Annotated in this window: 19 protein-coding genes, 1 riboswitch and 1 other annotated feature; of the genes, 2 read left to right on the top strand and 17 right to left on the bottom strand. The window is 40.3% G+C overall.

Translation table 11 applies throughout. The annotated features are described in order from the left end of the window. Positions 1 to 9 precede the first annotated feature (9 nt). From murD to KHQ31_RS01655, 12 genes are all read right to left on the bottom strand, one after another. Positions 10 to 1,341 (bottom strand): UDP-N-acetylmuramoyl-L-alanine--D-glutamate ligase, encoded by a 1,332-nt coding sequence (gene murD, locus KHQ31_RS01710; RefSeq protein ID WP_213409694.1) that lies wholly within the window; start codon positions 1,339 to 1,341, stop codon positions 10 to 12. Between the two features lie 146 nt (positions 1,342 to 1,487). Continuing rightward, positions 1,488 to 2,480: a phospho-N-acetylmuramoyl-pentapeptide-transferase gene (gene mraY, locus KHQ31_RS01705; protein WP_213409693.1), complete on the bottom strand. Its 993-nt coding sequence runs from the start codon at positions 2,478 to 2,480 to the stop codon at positions 1,488 to 1,490. 11 nt (positions 2,481 to 2,491) lie between these two features. Beyond that, positions 2,492 to 4,681, bottom strand: a complete 2,190-nt coding sequence (locus KHQ31_RS01700; protein WP_213409277.1) for a penicillin-binding transpeptidase domain-containing protein — start codon at positions 4,679 to 4,681, stop codon at positions 2,492 to 2,494. Further along, positions 4,682 to 5,038, bottom strand: coding sequence for a cell division protein FtsL (ftsL, locus tag KHQ31_RS01695; protein WP_213409276.1), 357 nt, complete (start codon positions 5,036 to 5,038; stop codon positions 4,682 to 4,684). Positions 5,039 to 5,088: 50 nt separating this feature from the next. Further along, positions 5,089 to 6,033, bottom strand: coding sequence for a 16S rRNA (cytosine(1402)-N(4))-methyltransferase RsmH (gene rsmH / locus KHQ31_RS01690; protein ID WP_213409275.1), 945 nt, complete (start codon positions 6,031 to 6,033; stop codon positions 5,089 to 5,091). Between the two features lie 36 nt (positions 6,034 to 6,069). After that, positions 6,070 to 6,504: a division/cell wall cluster transcriptional repressor MraZ gene (gene mraZ, locus KHQ31_RS01685; protein ID WP_213409274.1), complete on the bottom strand. Its 435-nt coding sequence runs from the start codon at positions 6,502 to 6,504 to the stop codon at positions 6,070 to 6,072. 414 nt (positions 6,505 to 6,918) lie between these two features. Next, complete coding sequence (locus tag KHQ31_RS01680; protein ID WP_213409273.1) at positions 6,919 to 7,659, bottom strand: RsmE family RNA methyltransferase; 741 nt, start codon at positions 7,657 to 7,659, stop codon at positions 6,919 to 6,921. Position 7,660: 1 nt separating this feature from the next. Continuing rightward, entirely contained in the window at positions 7,661 to 8,611 is a 951-nt protein-coding gene (gene prmA, locus KHQ31_RS01675) for a 50S ribosomal protein L11 methyltransferase (protein WP_213409272.1), read from the bottom strand. 108 nt (positions 8,612 to 8,719) lie between these two features. Further along, positions 8,720 to 10,141 (bottom strand): pyruvate kinase, encoded by a 1,422-nt coding sequence (pyk, locus tag KHQ31_RS01670; protein WP_213409271.1) that lies wholly within the window; start codon positions 10,139 to 10,141, stop codon positions 8,720 to 8,722. A 181-nt stretch (positions 10,142 to 10,322) separates the two neighbouring features. Then, on the bottom strand, positions 10,323 to 11,810 hold the full coding sequence (locus KHQ31_RS01665; RefSeq protein WP_405196830.1) for an amino acid permease: 1,488 nt from the start codon (positions 11,808 to 11,810) through the stop codon (positions 10,323 to 10,325). Positions 11,811 to 11,899: 89 nt separating this feature from the next. After that, positions 11,900 to 12,066, bottom strand: a riboswitch (Lysine riboswitch). Positions 12,067 to 12,110: 44 nt separating this feature from the next. Then, positions 12,111 to 12,461 carry a DUF1634 domain-containing protein gene (locus tag KHQ31_RS01660; protein ID WP_213409269.1) on the bottom strand — a complete coding sequence of 117 codons (351 nt, stop codon included), beginning with the start codon at positions 12,459 to 12,461 and terminating at the stop codon, positions 12,111 to 12,113. 2 nt (positions 12,462 to 12,463) lie between these two features. After that, positions 12,464 to 13,303 (bottom strand): sulfite exporter TauE/SafE family protein, encoded by an 840-nt coding sequence (locus KHQ31_RS01655; RefSeq protein WP_213409268.1) that lies wholly within the window; start codon positions 13,301 to 13,303, stop codon positions 12,464 to 12,466. 102 nt (positions 13,304 to 13,405) lie between these two features. Between KHQ31_RS01655 and KHQ31_RS01650 the strand changes: the two genes are divergently transcribed. Continuing rightward, the gene (locus KHQ31_RS01650) at positions 13,406 to 14,059 is read left to right on the top strand and encodes a phosphatase PAP2 family protein (RefSeq protein WP_213409267.1); all 654 of its coding nucleotides are present in this window, start codon (positions 13,406 to 13,408) and stop codon (positions 14,057 to 14,059) included. A 171-nt stretch (positions 14,060 to 14,230) separates the two neighbouring features. On the opposite strand, the gene KHQ31_RS01645 is transcribed toward KHQ31_RS01650, so the two are convergent. The 5 genes from KHQ31_RS01645 to mreD all read right to left on the bottom strand — a co-directional run bounded on the left by KHQ31_RS01645 (position 14,231) and on the right by mreD (position 19,062). Next, on the bottom strand, positions 14,231 to 15,892 hold the full coding sequence (locus KHQ31_RS01645) for a formate--tetrahydrofolate ligase (protein WP_213409266.1): 1,662 nt from the start codon (positions 15,890 to 15,892) through the stop codon (positions 14,231 to 14,233). A 105-nt stretch (positions 15,893 to 15,997) separates the two neighbouring features. Continuing rightward, positions 15,998 to 16,822, bottom strand: coding sequence for an amino acid ABC transporter substrate-binding protein (locus KHQ31_RS01640; protein ID WP_213409265.1), 825 nt, complete (start codon positions 16,820 to 16,822; stop codon positions 15,998 to 16,000). 10 nt (positions 16,823 to 16,832) lie between these two features. After that, positions 16,833 to 17,471, bottom strand: a complete 639-nt coding sequence (locus tag KHQ31_RS01635) for an amino acid ABC transporter ATP-binding protein (protein ID WP_213409264.1) — start codon at positions 17,469 to 17,471, stop codon at positions 16,833 to 16,835. A gap of 11 nt (positions 17,472 to 17,482) precedes the next feature. Further along, on the bottom strand, positions 17,483 to 18,127 hold the full coding sequence (locus KHQ31_RS01630) for an amino acid ABC transporter permease (RefSeq protein ID WP_213409263.1): 645 nt from the start codon (positions 18,125 to 18,127) through the stop codon (positions 17,483 to 17,485). A gap of 58 nt (positions 18,128 to 18,185) precedes the next feature. Next, positions 18,186 to 18,413: a binding site (T-box leader), on the bottom strand. Between the two features lie 34 nt (positions 18,414 to 18,447). Further along, positions 18,448 to 19,062 (bottom strand): rod shape-determining protein MreD, encoded by a 615-nt coding sequence (gene mreD, locus KHQ31_RS01625; protein WP_213409262.1) that lies wholly within the window; start codon positions 19,060 to 19,062, stop codon positions 18,448 to 18,450. A gap of 158 nt (positions 19,063 to 19,220) precedes the next feature. Here mreD and KHQ31_RS01620 point away from each other — a divergent pair, with 158 nt between their 5' ends. Then, positions 19,221 to 19,859, top strand: coding sequence for a carbonic anhydrase family protein (locus tag KHQ31_RS01620; protein ID WP_213409261.1), 639 nt, complete (start codon positions 19,221 to 19,223; stop codon positions 19,857 to 19,859). Positions 19,860 to 19,880 lie beyond the last annotated feature (21 nt).

Genomic DNA, 19,880 nt, shown 5'->3' with positions numbered 1-19,880 from the left:
GTTTCCTTTCTATTTTACGTATTGTTTAACTGCGTCAATGAACATATCACCACGCGTTTCAAAATTTGGATATTGATCCCATGAAGCTGCTGCCGGTGATAGTAAGATCACATCCCCCGCTTGACTATTTTCAAAAGCTAATGGTACTGCAGTTGTGACATCCTGTGTCTTCACGACTTTAATATCAGCCGCTTCGGCAACGGTGATCAATTGCTCTGCCGTTTGACCAAAGACAACCATTTGTTTCACCTTCCCTTGCATTGCCGGGATTAAGCGCATTAAATCGTCTCCGCGATCAAGGCCACCTGCTAGCAATACTACCGGTTGTTCAAAGCCAGACAATGCGCTTTCGGTTGCTTCAATATCAGTTGCTTTCGAATCATTAAAGACCGTACATCCTTCATAAATGCCAATTTTTTGCAAACGATGTTCAACGCCACCAAATTGACGTAAAGCACTCGCAATTTTTTCATTGTCAACACCACGCAATTTACCAACCGCAATCGCAATTAATGCATTTTCAATATTGTGATCACCTGGTACACCAATTTCATCAGCGTCCATAATCATCTCATCACGGAAGTATAGGCGCCCATCCAATTGATACGCTCCATCTTGGGTTACATTTTGACGACTAAATGGCACAATTTGTGCCGGTGATTCTTTCACCATCTCAATCCATTCTGGACGGTCATAATTCATCACTAAGAAATCCGTTGGCTTTTGATGCATTGTAATGTTCAACTTAGCACGAACATATTCATCGCGCGTACCATGAAAATCGAGATGTGATGAAAAGATGTTTGTAATTACCGCAATATTAGGTTGTGCATTTGGCATTGCCATCAATTGAAATGATGACAATTCCGTAATCAATGTATCATCTGCAGACAGCGTTCTTGCTAATTCACTGACCGGTGTACCAATATTTCCCGCTACCTTAACTGGATGTGTTGCATCTGCATTACGTTCAAGTACACTGGCAATCATCTTAGTAGCCGTTGTTTTACCATTTGAACCAGTCAATGCAATCCACGGTCCCTTGATATAGGCTTGGGCACGAGTCACTTCAACTTCAATCGGAATGTTTCGAGTCATTGCCGCTTGTAAAATAGGAATATGGTATGGAATTCCAGGATTTTTTACCACAACGTCTACGTGCTCCAACAAATCTTCTGTTTGTTCTGTTGTAAAGACCACCCCGGCTTGTTCTAATTCTTTTACCTTGTCATCATTTGCGTCTAATTTAGGATCAGATACAACGACTTGTGCACCTTCGGCTTGTAACAATGCCGCAGCGGCGGCACCTGAACGTGCAAATCCAATTACCAATGCTTTCATCATTCTTTAACATCCTTTCTCTGTAGTGAGTTCTGTATGTACAGAGGCTAAGTCCTCTGGAATGCCTGGCATACTTCCCAATAATTCAGGCGATCGTACAATATGTATGGGAGTTTCCTCCCGGTTTAAATCTTCTGACTAGTAGCTTAGTGGAATAATCCGAAGTAGACGATTGCCCCTAGCAAGCCCATTCCCCAGAAGAAGGCATCCACTTGCCATTCGTTCCATGGCTTCTCAACGTTTCCTGTTAGACCACCCTTTTCAAATCCGTGATGAATTGGTGTCATCAAGAAAACACGCTTACCACGTAGCTTGAAACTTCCAACTTGGATAATCACCGACAATGTATCCACAAAGAAAACAATCCCAATCAACAATAATGACCATTCAACGTGCAATACAATCGCGTTCAATGCTAACCCGGCTCCTAGGGCAAGTGACCCTGTGTCACCCATAAAGATAGATGCCGGATAATGATTAAACATAAAGAATCCTAGTAATGCACCAATCATCAAAGCATCTAGCAACATCATTGATGCGTTACCTGATTGCATCGCAATAATTAGGTAGGCTGTGTAGGCAATGATACTTGCCCCTGTTGCTAATCCATCAAGTCCATCTGTTAGATTAGTTGCATTTGACCAACCAACTAGCCACACAATCACTAGCATTGTGTATAGCGCAATGTTTTGGATTGGATCTAGACCAAATGGCATTGGCCAACTAAATTCAAATCCATTTACGTATAAGATACCAACAGCTAATACTGCTGCAATAATTTCAACGCTCAACTTAGGAATGAAACGCAAGCCTTCATCACGACTGTTGAAGATCTTAACACTATCATCAATCGCACCAACAATTGCATACAAGATAATAGCACTTAAGGTTGCCCAAGCTGTCGCATCATATGACTTTGTCATAAATCCAACAACGATGTATCCAAGAACTACAACCGCAATAAATGCAACACCACCCATTGTTGGTGTTCCAGCCTTAGCTGCATGATCTGGTCCAAATTCACCAGTACGCATCACTAATTGCTCAACTTTTTTCTTCTTAAAATATTCACGAACTGTTGGTACCGCAATTAATGAAGCCACAATACCAACTAATAAACCAATCATCCAAACAACCATCATTTACTCCTCTAATTACCCTTAGGCATTTTCAATTCTATTGCAATTCCTTTAACGCTATCATCCAGTTCTGTCCCAACATCAATTGACTGACTGGTGACAAATCCCTCACCCTTGGTTCGGATTTCCAAATTTGCTAATTTTCCCCAAGCAAGAGCATCACTCTTAGACCAACCACGCATATCCGGCATGGTCACTGAGTTGCTGTCTGTTTGTAAGACAACTAGCTGATTTGCCAACGTTTTACGCCCAACCGGTGGATTTTGTTGTTTAACCGTTGGTCCATCACCAATCACCACTGATTGTAATCCTGATTTTTCTAATACTTTCTTTGCTTCATTTGTCCCCAGACCTGTTACATTTGGCACCTTAAATTCTTGGTCTTTGCTGACAATAATTTTATTATCATCCTCTGACATCGTTAAGGCACGTTGCATAACGGGCACAAATACATCTGCTAAGTACTTATTGATATTACCACCATTCTTGGTTGGCTTCTTAACCACAATGTACATGACATAGCGTGGCTTATCAGCTGGGGCCATCCCCATCCATGAATGAATTTCATTAGATGTATCTCCAGGCATACTGTATCCATTGGCTGTAGAGATTTGGGCCGTTCCCGACTTACCACTCGTACGAACACCCGGAATTGCATATTCCTTACCAGTTCCAGCCGGTGAATAAATAACATCTTCTAATTGCTTACGAGTTGCTTTAGCAGTTTTTTCACTAATCGGATGACTCACAACTTGACGCTTCGCTTGAAATAGGACTTCATCTTTTTCTGAATTAACAATTTTTTCAATAAATTGTGGCTTCAGGACTTCTCCATTCCCTGCAATGGCTGAATAAGCTTGTAACATTTGAATTGGTGTAACAGCTATGGCTTGTCCAAAGGCTGTACTTGCTTGATCAATGGGATACTTATACTGAATACTTCCAGCCTCTTCAGTTGTTAAACCGGAATTAGTTGACTTCAAAAAGTCAAATTTATCAATATAATCACGCCAGACATCAGCTCCCATTTTCTCTACGGTTTTTGCCATTGCAACGTTAGATGAGCGAGCTAGACCTTCACTATAAGTGATTCTCCCCCAACCTTGTCCTTCGTTCCAATCATTCACGACTTTATCACCAATTCGTAAACGACCAGAGGCGAATGTATCATTGGGTTTCCAAGTCCCGTTTTCAATTGCGGCAGCTACCATAATCCCCTTCATAACTGATCCTGGTTCATATGGGGCTTCAACCAATTCATTGGACCACAAATCGCCAATTCCTTTTCCAGTTTCTGGATTATAACTAGGACGTTGTGTTTGGGCAACAATCTTTCCAGTTTGTGTATCCATCACAGTTGCAGTAGCAGAATATGGGACTGTTTCCTTCGCTAGCTTGTCCATTTGCCCTTCCAATAACTTTTGTAAGTTACTGTTTAGCGTTGTATAAATATCGTGTCCGCTTTCTGCGGCAGCATTACGCAATTTGGCTTCTTCGTTCTTTGGCATGTTGGTTGTTTTAATACCATCATTACCTGACAAGTCTTTATCCCAATTCGCTTCAATTCCCATTGTTCCTTTCAATTGGCTAATACCGGTCTTATCGTCTTCTTTCTTTTGCGCCATTCCAATTAAATCTGATGCATAGAAACCATTTGGATAAAAACGTACTAGGTTATTTGAAAAGTCAATTCCTGGAATATCTAATTTTTTAAGTGCCTTATACTTAGAGGCATTCAAGCTTTGGCCACGTACACCAAATTGCACTTGACTCAATTTATTCTTTCGTCCATCGGTCAAGATATTTTCATAGTACTTAGGTTTATCACCTAAAATCTTGGCCATTTTTTTAGCAACTTCTTTATCATCTTCTGGTGCAATATATTGTTTTGATCCATCCAAACCAACTTGACGTTCATCAATTACTCCAATAACTGTGTATGCCGTTGAATTTTCGGCAATCACATTCCCATCGACGTCAAAAATAGTTCCTCGTCGGGCACGATCAATATTTTGATTCTGATAAATTTTTTGGGTTACTTTACCTAAGTCATGACCACGCACCTGTTGTGTGATGGCTACATAAGAAAAACGGCCACCCAATACAATTAAGACGAGTAGCATGGCCAATACTAGGATTCTCCCTGCATTGCGACTATTACGATCTAATTGATTTTTAGGTGTCCGTTTTTTATCTGCCATTTATTTTACATTCCTAACATTATTGTTCTGCATTGATAGGCCATACTTCTTGGCAATCTTCTCTAAACGACCAGGACTAGATAAATCATTGATCTCTTGCTTCAAGTCGTTATTTTCGTTTTCAAGTTTGTCATATTGAGCCGTTGTCATTGATAATGTGTTGTTTGCTGATGCGGCTCTATCAGCCATCGAAATAACTAACAACATCATGCATAGAATGGTCAGACCTACTGCGCCTGCCATTACCTTGTCCATTAAATTCCACTTAGGCGCCGCATATTTACGTTGCACATGACGCTTTTTAAGCGGTTGATTTTTTGGAGTTGGATTTGTTTTATATTGTGGAATCGCAGCCATCGTCTGTTCCTTTCTCGCTATATCAGATTATTTAGATAGACATTATTTTTTTATCGTAAACGTTCGATTACACGTAATTTAGCTGAATGAGCACGGTGGTTTTCAGCCATTTCAACTTCGCCAGGCAAAATCGGCTTTCGTGAAACCAACTTGTAATCTGGTTGCATTTCATCCGGAATAATTGGCAACCCAGCTGGTAATTCTGGAATACTTGTCTTTTCCTTGAACATTGTCTTAACCAAACGATCTTCCAATGAATGGAAAGTAATCACTGCAATACGTCCACCAACGTTCAAGATCTCTAGAGCTTGTTGCAATGAATCTTCAACCACACCTAATTCATCGTTAACCGCAATACGAATTGCTTGGAAACTCTTCTTAGCTGGGTGACCACCAGTTCGACGCGCCGGCGCTGGAATTGCTGACTTAATCACTTCAACCAATTCAAACGTTGTTTCAATTGGCGCAATTTCACGTTGGCGTTCAATCGCACGTGCAATTTGCTTCGCAAACTTTTCTTCACCATAACGACTCAAAATACGTAGCAATTCATGGAATGACCATTCATTCACAACTGTACGCGCATTTAGTTCTTGATCTTGATTCATACGCATGTCTAATGGCGCATCGTAGTTATATGAAAAACCACGTTGTCCATCATCGAATTGCGGTGATGAAACACCCAGGTCATAGACAATTCCATCAATTCCAAACACACCTTGCTCTGCCAAATCAGCAGCCAAGTTACGGAAGTTATCTTGAATAAAATCAATCTTCCCAGCAGCTAATTCATCAGCCAAATTTTCTTGGTTGTAACGAATCGCTGTAATATCTTGATCAAAGCTCCACAACTTTCCAGTTGTTAATTGACTTGCCAAGAGACCTGAGTGTCCTCCACCACCAAGTGTGGCATCAACATAAGTACCATCTGGTTGTACATTCAAATTATCAATTGCCTCGTGTAACAAGACTGTCGTGTGATCAAATTCTGCCATTTATTTACCTTTTTTACCTTTTAATATTGAAATGAGTTAGAAGTCCAAGCCATCCAAGCTATCTGCCACAGCATCAAAGTTGTCTGCCGTCATATCTTCATAATCTTGCCAACGTTCAGCACTCCAAATTTCGAATGAGTCTTCACCCAATCCAAATATTGTTGCTTCTTTTTCAATCTCCGCATATTGACGCAAATTTTGCGCTAAATTAATGCGACCTTGTTTATCGAACTCGACTTCTTGCGCACCACCCAGCACAAAACGCTTAAATTGACGCGCTTGTGCATTTGTTTCGGGTAACTTGCGAAGCTTCGTTGAGAATTCAATCCATCCCTCTTGGGTGTAGGCACGTAATGAATGATCCATCCATCGTGTCACAACAAAGGAATCTCCCAATTGATTACGGAACTTTGCCGGGATAATTAGACGATTTTTCGTGTCGATTGTGTGTTGATACGTTCCCATGAACATCGCCCAAGTCCCCCTTTCAAAGTCAGTGATAACAGTTTGATCCCAATGCTACTCTTTCTCATGTTTCAATAGTAATAATTTACCACATTCCTCCACTTTCTACCACTTTCTACCACCACTCCCCACCACCCACCACAATGTGTCATCTGTATACCACTTGATAAAGCCCGTCATATCGGCTTTCCACTCAATTCCTTAAGAATTATTAAGATTTTCTTTAGAGTAGAGAAAAAGCTTAACAACTCCTTTAAAACCCTTTTAAACGGCGTATTTCAGCCCATCAGTTTCCTTGGTGGGAGATAAAACCTTAAATAAACCCTGTTATTTGTTAAGAATACTCAATCATATCTAATGAAATTTCAAATATACAAAAAAAAGACGTTATCAATTGATAACGTCTTCTTATTCTGTAATTTAGCGCTCTAGTTCTAGCGCAAAGCTTACGGTACTCAAGATATATAAGGGCGCCGTTTCAGCACGTAAAATACGTGGTCCCAATCCAGCTGGCTTAAAGTTTAATGCCGCTAATTCCGTCATTTCTTCAGGTGACAAACCACCTTCAGGTCCAACCAATGCTGTTAAATGGCTACCCGCTTTTAAACCTTGTAATGATTTAACTAGTTGGCTTGCCTCACCTTGTTTCGCACTTTCTTCCCAAGCGACAATACGTTCACCTTCTGGCAATTCTAATGCTGAAATCTTTGGCACATACGTCACTTCCGGAATGTGCAAACGGTGACTTTGTTCTGCAGCTGCTTGAGCAATTTTATTCAAACGGGCTAACTTCTTATCAACTTTCATGCCCCAACGCACAACAGACCAAGCTGTTTCAACAAACACAATGTTTGTAACCCCTAATTCTGTTGCTTTTTGAACCACCAATTCGGGTTTATCACCCTTAGTTAGACCTAATACTAAAGTCACATCCACTGGTAATTCAACATCACTTTGGCGTTCAGAGACAATCTCCATCGTGGTTTGTTCACCATCAACAGAAACAACTTTTGCAATGACAACACGCTGGCGATCAGGTAAAACAAATTCAGCTTGCGAATCAACTTCACCACGTAAAACTGTCATGAAATGATGTGCAATATCTTCTGGCAAAACAAAGCGTTGATCCGCTGGTTCTTCCGTCAAAAAATAGCGTTGCATGTTAACCCTCCACTGAGCGACGTGCAATCACACCAAACCACGGTCCGGCTTGCAAGATTTCATCGATTGTATAATTTTGTGCAATCAACAATTCCTTAATCGCTTCAATCTTATCTTCGTAAATTCCTGACAACAACAATGTACCACCTGGTAGCAATACTTCTGGCAATGTTGGAATCAATGGGAACAAGACTTCTGACAACATGTTGGCAATTACCACATTAAAGTCTTTTTCTTCAACATCCTTCAATAGATCACTAACTTGTACGTCAATGTCTTCAGCAACTGGGTTCAAGTCCAAGTTCCCTTGCGCTGAACGAACTGCAACTTCATCAATATCCGTTCCCAAGACGTAATCAGCACCTAAATGCTTGGCTGCAATGGCCAAAACACCTGATCCAGTACCAACGTCCAAGACACGTTCATTACCACGCATCACAAATGTTAGCGCTTGCAACATCAAACGTGTTGTTGGATGTGTTCCAGTTCCAAAGGCTAGACCTGGATCCAAGACAATCAACTTTTCGTCTGCATTTGTAACTTCGTACTTTTCCCACTTAGGCACAACAGTTAGATCACGCGTGATACGTACTGGATGATAGTATTTTTGCCATTCAGTCGCCCAATCTTCATCTTTAACATCCGCCATTTGAACAGTCCCAGGTAGAGGATCTAAACCAAATTCAGCTAATCCCAATACCTTAACGCGTAGTTCATCCAACATTTCACGCACTTGGATGTCACCAGGGAAGAATCCTGATACTACTGCGCCAGATTCTAAGCGATCAAGCTTGTCCCATTCCACCCAAACTGTTTCATCAGCTGGTTCGTAATTATCCTTGTCAGCTGCATCTTCAATTTGAATACCTTCTGCACCCGCTTCCATCAAAATATTACTAATTGCTTCAACAGATTCAGATTGTGTTGTCACTGTTACTTCTTGCCAATTCATGGATTTCATCCTCTTTTTCGGTTGTTTTAATTGCTACTATCTTAGCACGAATAAGACATACAAAAAACCACCTAACCAAAGTTAGGTGGTTTTTATATAGCTTGATAATTAGTCGATTGTAACGATAGTCATCAAGTTAGTTGTTCCTGAAGTTGTAACAGGAATACCAGCAGTAACGATGATTGTGTCACCCTTTTCTGCCAATCCTGATTCAAGAGCAGTCTTCTTAGCTGATTCGATCATTTCGTCAGTAGTTGCAACTGGTTCTGCAATAACTGGTTGAACACCCCAGTAAATTGTCAATGAACGTTGTACTTCTTCAGTAAATGTCATAGCCAAGATGTCAGCGTTTGGACGGTACTTTGAGATCAACTTAGCTGTGTAACCAGAGTTAGTTGCGGCAACGATAGCCTTAACGTTCAATGAGTTAGCAGCCTTCGCAACTGATGCAGCAACAGTTTCTGTTACGTTGTCAATTTCGAAGTCAGCTGAGTGACGACCGTTGATTGCCAAAGCTGATTCAGCCTTTTCGTTGATGCGTGCCATAGTAGCAACAGCTTCAACTGGGTATGCACCGTTAGCTGATTCACCTGACAACATAGTTGCGTCAGTTCCGTCAAATACGGCGTTGGCAACGTCGGATGCTTCCGCACGTGTAGGACGTGGGTTTTCTTGCATTGAGTCCAACATGTCAGTCGCAGTGATAACAGGCTTTCCAGCGTTGTTCATCATGCGGATCAACTTCTTTTGTACCAAAGGCACGTTTTCGGCTGGAATTTCAACACCCATGTCTCCACGAGCAATCATCAAACCATCAGAAACTTCCAAGATTTCGGCGAAATTGTCGATACCTTCTTGAGATTCGATCTTAGGGAAGATCATTACTTCTTCCTTACCAGCAGCCTTCAACAATTCGCGAATGTCCAAAACGTCCGCAGCCTTACGTACGAATGAAGCGGCGATGTATTGGATTCCTGCGTTCAAACTGAAACGAATGTCTTCAGCATCCTTTTCAGTGATACCAGGCAAGTTGATTGATACACCAGGTGCGTTAACACCCTTACGTGAACCAAGCCAACCGTGGTTTTGTACTTCAGTAACCAATTCGCGAGTTGCGTCATCCTTTTCAGTGATGACCATGTCCAACTTACCGTCGTCAAACAATACGTGTCCACCAACTTGAACGTCATCGAACAATCCAGCGTAAGTTACGGCAACCTTTTCCTTAGTTCCTTCTAGTGAAGAATCCATTGAAATACGTACCACATCACCAATGTTGAATTCGATCTTTCCTGTTTCTTGAACAGTAGTACGAATTTCGGCACCCTTAGTATCCAACAAGATACCAACAGTCTTACCAGTCATCTTTTCAGCTTCGTGGACAGCGTTCATACGTCCTAGGTGTTCTTCGTGATCACCGTGTGAAAAGTTCATACGTGCAACGTTTGCACCAGCTTCTACAAGCTTAGCAATCGTTTCGACATCAGAACTGGCAGGGCCAAGGGTTGCAACAATTTTCGTCTTTTTCATCTTTGAAAAATCTCCTTTTTGGTTCAATTTCTAGTATTAACTAAAACCTATTGTACACCAGTTCGAAACGTTTTAATACAGGCAATCACAAGGTTTTTAGAATGTAACCCCTTACAATTTTTTCGTATTTTTTTGTTTAAAAAATTAAACACCTTTCCGGCTGGAAAGGTGCTTATTTTTATTATTTTTTAAATGGACGTGCGTCAGTTTCTAAATCAACTTCTGTCAAAGGACGCAACTTTGTTCGATATTTCACCTTATATCCGAAATACAAAGCAAGGAAAATTGGAATAGCTGCATAAGTCGTGATGATTGCTTGCCAATTCCATTCGCTAATTGCTCCTTGGAATGAAGCAACATCTTGTCCCATGACAATGATTACAGACATAACCAGTGCCAAGATTGGTCCTAATGGGAACCACTTCGCATGATAGTGCAATTCTGAGATGTCATGGCCTTGTGCTTTAAAAGCACGGCGGAAACGATAATCACAAATAGCGATTCCAATCCACGTAATGAAACCAGTCAAACCTGATGCTGCCACAAGGTATAAGTAAACGTGCTCGCCTACAACACTTGTTAGGAACACCAACAAACTAACGAATACCGTTGCGATCAAAGCAGGCACAGGAATTCCTGTCCCAACATTTAACTTACCAAAGAACTTAGGGGCAATCCCTTCACGAGACATTGAGTAAAGCATTCGTGACGATGTGTACAAACCTGAGTTAGCGGCTGAGATAACTGATGTCAAAATAACTGCGTTCATAATAGATGCAGCCCCTGCTAATCCGGCACGTTCAAATACTAAAGTAAAGGGTGATACAGCAACATTACTTTCACTCGCATTTAATAATGAAGAGTCTGTGTAATAAATCACAGATCCAATAACAAAGATTGATAGGATATAGAATAGTAGAATTCGCCAAAAGACTTGCTTAATTGCTTTGGGAACTGATGTCTCTGGTGTCTCAGATTCACCCGCTGTAATTCCAACGAATTCAGTTCCTTGGAATGAGAATCCTGCAACCATTAGCACGGCCAAGATACCATTCCAACCATTAACAAATCCATGTGATCCGGCACTCAAATTGTGGGTAACATCTGGCTTGTATGTCATAATTCCCAAAATCATGGCAAATCCAACAGCCAAAAATACTAGCACCGCAATAACTTTAATTAATGCCATCATGAATTCAGCTTCACCAAAAGCTTTTGTTGAAAGCAAGTTAATCGCAATGATTAAGACCAAAACACCAATAGACCAAATGATAGTCGGAATATCCGGGAACCAATAACGCATGACCACACCCACAGTTGCCGCTTCTACGGCTACTGTGACCGTCCAATTCAACCAAAAGTTCCACCCCATCGCAAATCCAAACGCTGGATCAACAAAACGATCGGCATAAGTTGAAAATGAGCCAGATACTGGCATATACGTCGCCATTTCCCCTAGACTTGTCATTAAGAAGTAAACCATGACCCCTGTGATGGCATAAGCTGCTAAGGCACCTAATGGGCCAGCCTGAGAAATTGTTGCTCCTGATGCCACAAACAATCCTGTTCCGATCGTTCCACCAAGTGCAATCATTGATAGATGACGTGTCTTAAGCGTACGCTTTAGCTCGCCATTGTTTACTTGTTCTTCCATCTTTCTTCCCTCCATTTTATGTGAGGCACTGTCCCAATAAGCTAATAAAAAAGCCCTTAGTCTATACAAAAGCGCATAAACTAAGGGTTTCATTCCTATAGTATATCATCGATAGCGCTCCGCAATTTCTTGCGACAATCCAACCACTGTTAATGTTTGGACCAACGAACAACATTGTCATGTTGTCATTTCGGCAATCGCCCCTTTCATCAATCGCATTACCCACCGGTTTGATCGATTACTCTTGTTGACTGCAACCTCTATTCATTTATTTACAATACTGAATATAGCATGGCTCTTGAACTAAAGTCAACCTTAATGCATTGCGCCATAAAACATACCAATAATCAAAATTAACAATACAATTGTCGTAATAATCGTGTATGTTACATCCTTTGCGTGCATAAAATAAACAATTGTACTGATAACTCGTAACACGGGCGTTAGAATTAAAACAAACAACCCCATCATCATCCATGCCACACCATTACCTTGCCACATATTTATCCAAATTGCTGAAACGGAGGTATCGGTAAACGTAATTGGTTGCCATAAGAACATAACCAAACCAATAATCATCAGCGTCATTGCAATCCCCACACCAATTCGCATGATAACTGCAATTCGCTTTTCCATTAATTGTAAAGATTCTTGTGTTTCTTTCATTATTATAGACCGAATCCCTTCATTAATAATTGAATCGCCATGATTAAGACAACCGGCACAAAAATATAACGCAACAGCTTGGCTGGTAAATATTGCATCAAGCGTGACCCAACTGCAGCACCTGCAACCACACCTAATGCCATGGGCACTGCAATCAAGGGTTGTAACAAACCATTGAAGAAATATACTAAAGCTGAGGCAGCTGCCGTAACTCCCATCATCACATTAGATGTAGCAGATGATGGTTTTAGTGGCATTTTCATCACACCATCCATTGCCATTACTTTAAACGCACCGGATCCAATCCCCAACAAACCAGATGCAATCCCTGCCCCAAACATAACACTTGATCCAGCTGGTACGTGTTCCAAAGTATAGGTGATTGTTTCTTTTTGTTGTTTATCATAATAAGCACCATTTAACTGCAATTTAGTTGCAATAGGATCTTTACGATTTAAAATGGCATCTGTATTTGGATGTCGAATTTTATTAATCATGTTCCAGACTTGGAAGAGTAATAAGGCTCCAAATAAAAAGAACAACCATGTCGCCTTCATATATCCAGAAAGAATTGCCCCTAACAACGCTCCGATAGTTGTAAATATTTCCAGAAACATTGCAACACGTAAGTTCACGATGTCGTCCTTCAAAAAGGCAATCGCTGATCCTGAACTAGTCGCAATAACTGCAATAATACTAGCTCCAATCGCCGTTTTTATATCAACTCCCAGAAAAACAGTTAAAATTGGCGTCACAATCATGCCACCGCCTAATCCCAACAAAGACCCAAAAATCCCTGCTGCGATTCCTGTGATTAACATGATAATTAATTGTTCAATCATAATTTCTCCCTCAAAAAGTGTTTAATAAACTCTGTATTTTTAATTATAAACCCCTTTAATGGTTTAAACTAAATATAATTACTATTCGTTAGGGAGTTAGTCATGATCATTCGTAACTTACAAACACAAAAATGGCTATTAGGCCTGAGCGCGTTCAGCTTTGTTAGTTTGACGCTTTTTATGTTGTTCCACAATCCTTGGATTAGTTTACTTGACACAGTTACCGCACAGTTGAACACAAAAATGCTACCTAAATTGATCAATTTTTTATTCAACATCATTTACAGTTTTAATACTGGGTTCCTTGCCTTTATCGTTATCTTCCTCATGGCATTCTTTTTGTGGGGATTTAAGTTCAAAATTCCTGCCGCTTGGATTGGTTTTACAAGCGCTGCTGGATTCATTGTACTTTCGTTAGTTAACTTAATCATCCCTCATCACGTTGCAGGATTAAGCTTAACTTATCCAGCTCATGCTCCTTTTTGGGTTACTTTGATTTATTCTTACTGGGTTATTTTTATACAACCAGAATTAACAATCCTACGTAAGCGTTGGCGTTGGGGATTAGCAAGCTTTTGGGTTGTGGCTTGGCTTATCACGATGTTGTACAGCCTTTTCCAACCAAATGTTGCTTTTAGTGATATTTTAGCTGGCTGGTTTTTAGCAGTAATGTGGTTGGAGGCTAGTGAAATGCTGTATGTTCGTTACGTCCCCATTGCCATTAAAATGCCTGTTTTCTACAATTCTTGGTACTAATTCACGCGACTAATCATCGTTAAACCATTCTAATAAATAAAAGACCTCATAGAATTGTCGATTACTTAACCGGCCAGATTCTACGAGGTCTTTTATTTATGTCATCGTTAAAACAGTCTTATTTTAAATCAATTAATTGTTTAGCTCAAAGTCAATTCGGCTGACAATTGCTTAGAAAATACCGTCAATTTCACCATGTGCATCAACTGAAATATGGTTTGCAGCTGGATCACTTGGTAATCCTGGCATTGTTAGAATATTTCCTGTTAATGCCACCAAGAAACCGGCACCTAACTTAGGAACAAATTCACGAACATGAACTGTAAAATCCTTTGGGGCACCTAAACGATTAGCATCATCTGACAATGAATATTGCGTCTTAGCAACAACAATCGGTAATTTATCCCAACCATACTTGGCAAAGTCTTTCAATTGACGTTGCGCTTTCGTTGATAATTCAACATTCGCACCACCATAAATGGTTTCAACAATTGTTTGTAATTTTTCTTCAGCTGGTGCATCACGAGCATACAACGGTGTGTAGTCAGCTGGTTGATTGGTTGCCTTAACAACTGCGGACGCTAGTTCAGTGGCGCCATCCCCGCCTTGTCCCCAAACATCAGCGACATGCGCTTGAACATCAAATTGTGCCACATATTCTTTAACTAACTTCATTTCAGCATCTGTATCGGCAGTAAATTGATTAATGGCTACCACAACTGGCACACCATAACGCTTCATACTCTTAATATGTTGTCCTAGGTTGGCTAATCCATTTTCTAGCGCTGCCAAGTCAGGGGTTGTCAATTCACTTTTAGCCAAACCACCATGCATCTTCAAGGCACGAATTGTTGCAACAATCACAATCGTATCAGGATGCTTCTCTAGCAAAGGCACTTTGATATCTAGGAATTTTTCTGCACCCAAGTCTGCACCAAAACCAGCTTCGGTCACAACATAATCGGCCAGCTTCAACGCCGTTCGTGTGGCCAAAATTGAATTCGTTCCTTGTGCAATATTGGCAAATGGGCCGCCATGAATAAGCGTTGGCGTGTGCGCAATTGTTTGCACCAAATTAGGCTTCAAGGCATCCTTTAGTAATGCTGTTAACGCACCACCAACCCCCAACTCCTTAACTGTGATTGGTTCTTTATCATACGTATAACCAATCACAATTTTGTTAATTCGTGCTTGTAATTCATCTAATGTCTTAGATAGCGTCAAAATAGCCATCAATTCTGACGCAACCGTAATATCAAACCCATCTTCACGCGGAACACCACTGGTTGGTCCACCAAGACCAATTGTAATATTACGCAAAGCACGATCATTAACGTCTAAGGCGCGCTTCCATAGAACGCGACGAGGATCTAGACGTAGTTCATTGCCTTGATATAGATGATTATCAATCAATGCCGCTAACGTATTATGCGCGCTAGTTAAGGCATGGAAGTCCCCTGTAAAATGTAAGTTAATTTCATCCATTGGAATAACTTGTGAGTAACCACCCCCGGTGGCGCCACCTTTCAGCCCCATAACAGGGCCTAATGAAGGTTCACGTAAAGCAATCATTGTGTTGTGCTCTTTGGCGATAGCATCTGCTAACCCAACGGTCACGGTTGACTTTCCTTCTCCAGCTGGCGTTGGATTGATAGAAGTCACTAAAATCAACTTCCCCATATCTGCTGTTTGTTCACGTTCATCATCTAACCAAACCTTAGCTTTAGAGCGTCCGTAAGGTTCCCATTCATTCATTGTTAGGCCGGCTTTTTGTGCAATTTGATCAATTGGTAATAACGTTGCTTCTTTTGAAATTTGAATATCGCTTTTCATAATATTCCTCCGCCATCTAAGGTCTTAATGTACTCTCAGTTTAGCCCATTCCAATAAAAAAAGCGACCAAAGGTCGCTTTTATCATCAGACATTTATTATATGAATTATTTACCGAAATACTTTTCAGCTAAACGTGCTTCTGTACCATCCGATTTTAATTCTGCTAATACTTTATTTAATTTTTCACGTAAAATTTTATCTTCTTTACGCATTCCCACCCCATACGAATCCTTTGAGTAATTCGTCGCAAGGGTTGTTAACTTGGCGTTTAACTTTTCAGTCGCCAAGTAATACTTCGCATAGTCTTCATCAATCAACACTGCATCTAATCGACCAACTTGTAAATCATTAATTGCTTTGTCGAACGTATCGTATTGAATTGGCTTATGCTTCAGTTTGTCTTTCAAAACTTTAGGTTCAGCTGAGAAAATCGTCAAACCAGCAGATCCCGTTTGGACGCCTAACTGCTTGTCCTTCATGTCATTAATGTTTTTTACGCCATTCTCCCGGACAAGCAAAACCTGTTGTGTTTCATGATATGGGTCACTAAAGGCCACTTTCTCTTCACGTTCAGCATTCTTTGTGTACCCATTCCAGATAACATCGATATGTTGAGTAATCAATTCAGTTTCCTTCATTGACCAATCAATGACTTGGAAATCAGCAACTAGGCCCAATTTTTTAAAGGCTGCTTCAGCTAATTCAACGTCATAGCCTATTAAGTGTCCTTTATCATCACGGAATCCCATAGGCACATAGGTATCATCTAATCCGATAACGACTTTTTGACGTTGATTAACATTCACCCATGAATCAGTTTTTTGTGTGCTTTTATACCATAGCCCACCACCGATTAACAGTAAGATAAGAACCAAAATGGTGTTCCAAATGATGTTATTACGGCGCTTTTTCTGCATCTCTGTCGTCATAATTACCTCCTTATCGTTGAACATCTGTTGCAAAATCAAAGACACGTCCATTTAATTGATTTGCAAAAGCTAAGTCATGTGTCACGATTAATTGCGTGACACCTTGTGCTTGCAAGTCTTTAATCACATCAACAACACGCGCAGTTGAGGCTTCATCTAACCCTGATGTTGGTTCATCGTAAGCCAAGACACCGGGTTGCATTGCTAAAGCACGTGCAATTGCAACACGTTGCTTTTGTCCGCCAGATAATGCATGTGGATATTGTTCTTGATATGATGTGAGGTCTAATTGTTCCATTAAAGTATCGACACTTTTTGTTACTTCGTCAGTAGACATACCTGCTACCAATTTTGGTGCCAAACCAATGTTTTCTTTCACTGTATATTGCGGGAATAGATTAAAGTCTTGGAAAATAACACCGACTTCGGCGCCTAGTCGATTACCAGTCACATCCACTTGGTGCCCTGCCAAGAGCATTTCACCTGAGTCTGCGGCCATTAATCCAGCAAGGATGCGTAAGAACGTCGTCTTACCAATCCCAGAAGGCCCAACAATGGTCATAATTTCACCTGGTTCAACCGTCAAATTTAAGTTTTTAAAAATGACACGTTCTCCATATTTTTTATTTAGATTCTTAATTTCTAACATGTTGGACCTCCTTAATTATAGTAGTTCAATCGATTTTCAATCGTACGCAAAACACTTGTTAAGAATACTGTTAATAGTAAGTATAATGCACCGACCATCAAATATGGTACAAGCGTAATATCACGTGCAACAGCAATATTACCTGCACGCATCAAGTCACCCAAACCAATCACATAAACAAGTGATGAATCCTTAACAAGACTAATTACTTCATTTCCTACTGAAGGCATAACCGTCTTGAATACTTGTGGCAAGACAATGTATCGCATCGTTTGTACACGGCTAAAGCCTAATACCTTCGCACCATCAAATTGCCCTTTGTTGATTGATTGCATTCCCCCACGAAAAATTTCTGCAAAGTAAGCTGCATAATTCAATACGAACGTTAATACAGCAGCTTCAAATCGAGGTAAAGTTACAATGTTAGCTAAGCTAAGTCCATAGTACACAAAAACAATTTGTAATAGCAATGGTGTACCACGCATAATCGTAACATAGGCATTCATTAACCAACGCACGACCATTAATGGTGATTTTTGTGCTAATGCAATGAAAATCCCTAATGGTACTGACCCCAGTAGTGTCAGGATAAATACACCTAAGGTCATTTTTAATCCTTCTAATAAACTCGGTAATACTTCAAGCATGTATGTCATAGCGTTTATCTCCATTTTCAGATAATAAAAAAAGTCCTCAAGCCACCCTAATGGATGACTTGAGGACGATAAAATTCGTGATTCCACCTCAATTTTGTTAGGCATTACTCCCTAACACTCATTCACCTTGTATCCAAGGCAAGGCAGTTAACGGTGCTAACCGGACATAGGTTTAATATGTCGATGATCACGAATGTGGTTCACCTAATGCATTGATCACTTCTCAACTTCAGCGTGACTCTCTTTGCAATAACAATTAGGTTACTCGTTCGTTCATATCTTTAATTAGAAATTATAAGCGAGTATACGTTTAAAGTCAATTAATATTTTCGAGTACGTCGTCGCAATGGCATTGTCGCATCTAATTGATGTCCTTCCAAACTGTATGAAGAACCGTCTAGTTGACGTGTTGAACGATACAAATAATCGAATAAACCATAGAACAAGAAGAATAGAATCAAATTCACCAACAAAGTTGGGAATAGATGGAAAATAATAAAGCCTGGCAAACTAATGTTAGCCATATTAATGATACTAAAAGCAAAGTAATCATAAATTAAGAAAATCGTTAGTGCCAAGAACCATGTTGCTAATGCCCAGGTCATTGTATTGGCAAAATATTTTTTAATATTGGCTGTAATCCACACTGTTAATGGGAAACCAACAAAAGAAATTCCAATAATACCAATGTAATTAATGTCGTACAAAAGACCAATTAAAGCCGCCACACCGTATGACCAGCGCATACGAACTTGATTCTTACTCGTTCCAGATAACACCGGCATTAGTAAGACTAGTAAACACAAGTATGGACTTGCTGAGATTGGTAATTGAAATAGTGTCCCTGCAAATTGGAAAGCAATGCCGCCATCCAAAAACAAGGCCAAAATGGCTAAGATAACATGAAGCCAAGTTGTATGAATGTATTTAAGCATGCAATTCTCCCCATCAATTTATGTCATATATCTATTCATTTTAGCGTGTCTGGTCTACCCCGTCAAACATTACTCATGACGGGTTACCTGACATGAATTTTGACTTTTTCAGATAGATTTGATACCATAATTAAAATTTTGTAAAAGAGGTACCTGTGATGCCCTACTTAAACTATATGCACCAAGAAGAATGGTCATTCGTGGCGGGTGATATGCAATCACCAATCAACATTGAGCCTTCTCAAACTCATCAAATTGGCTATGACGCCCCTTTGAAGCTACAATACGAAGAAACTGTTCCTTATGTTCATGACACTGGTCGTGGTATTGAATTTGGTTTGACTGGACCACAAGTCTGGTTAAATCACCGACCATTCTCTCCACAACAAGGTCATCTACATTTCCCCAGTGAACACACACTACGCGGGCGTCAATTCGATGGCGAATTGCATTTCGTCCACCAAGCACCGGATGGTCGCTTAGGGGTCGTTGCTGTCCTACTACAGATTACGCCGAATGGTGAGACGCCATTACGTGATATTCTTGCACACATGCCAACTGATGTACCTTTCCAAACAGATATTATGGCACTATTACCTGAGTCTCGTAACTATTATCAATACCTTGGTTCATTAACGACACCACCTTTAACTGAAAACGTTGAATGGTATATCTTGGATGAGCCTTTAGCTGTATCCGCAGATCAATTGGAACGCTTTAAAGAATTCTATATTGGTAACAATCGTGATATTCAACCATTACACACACGTGTCGTTCAATACTATGAACAAGATTAAAATTAAATTGTTATAACAAAA

Source organism: Weissella ceti (assembly GCF_018394055.1).
GTDB classification, from domain to species: domain Bacteria; phylum Bacillota; class Bacilli; order Lactobacillales; family Lactobacillaceae; genus Weissella; species Weissella ceti.
Note: the sequence above shows the minus strand (reverse complement) of the source record. Positions and strands in the feature narration are given on the sequence as shown.